The organism is Kitasatospora nipponensis, assembly GCF_039528135.1.
Classification (GTDB): Bacteria; Actinomycetota; Actinomycetes; order Streptomycetales; family Streptomycetaceae; genus Kitasatospora; species Kitasatospora nipponensis.
This window is the reverse complement of sequence record NZ_BAAALF010000857.1, coordinates 1-617: the sequence shown is the minus strand read 5'-3', so window position 1 is coordinate 617 and position 617 is coordinate 1. Positions and strand designations below refer to the sequence as shown.

Sequence of the window (617 nt, the reverse complement as noted above, 5' to 3'; positions counted from 1 at the left end):
GAGGGGCCAGGCGACGACGGCGCTGTTGGCGGGGGACGGCGCCTGGCCCCAGTTCTGGGCCCAGTGCCACCAGCCGTTGACCGGGGCACCGTCCCCGGGGCAGGCGAACCAGCCTTGGTAGCCCACAGTCACCTTGCCGACCACATCGCCGGGCGCGCTCGCCGCTACCGCGGTCTCCCCGAGCCCCGTTGCTCCGGCGATGCCCGCCGCGGCCGCGGCCTGCAGGAACGTCCGACGCGTGACACCCATCTGGATCTCCTCCGACTTGTCGTCAACTCCGTGGCCGGAAACGTTGGTTGAGCAGTGGTGGCAGCGCGGAGTCCGATGCGGAGAGCGTAATGAGATGGGCACGTAAGGGCAATAGATCGCTCGTCTGCTGCAAAAACATGCCAGCAGGGCGCAATAAGACGTCTATGGTGCCAGGATGGGCTGAACGCACGCTCGAGCTGGGAGCCCGCGCAGAGACCCGCCGACTCGTTCAGGGCGCCCCAGGCGTGTACTCAAGTGCCGTACGGGGGAAGGCCGGTAGGGTGCAACGGACGGCAGGGCACACCCGAGGGAGGAGTGGCTATGCGCGGAGGTAGGGTCGCGGTGGGAGGCGGCAGGATCGCGGGCGG

The 617-nt window shown here is 69.0% G+C and carries 1 protein-coding gene; it reads right to left on the bottom strand.

From position 1 onward, the window contains the following. Positions 1 to 249, bottom strand: a 249-nt coding sequence (locus ABD323_RS43720) for a twin-arginine translocation signal domain-containing protein (protein ID WP_344447574.1), incomplete at its 3' end; no start/stop codon positions are given. Positions 250 to 617: the final 368 nt, after the last annotated feature.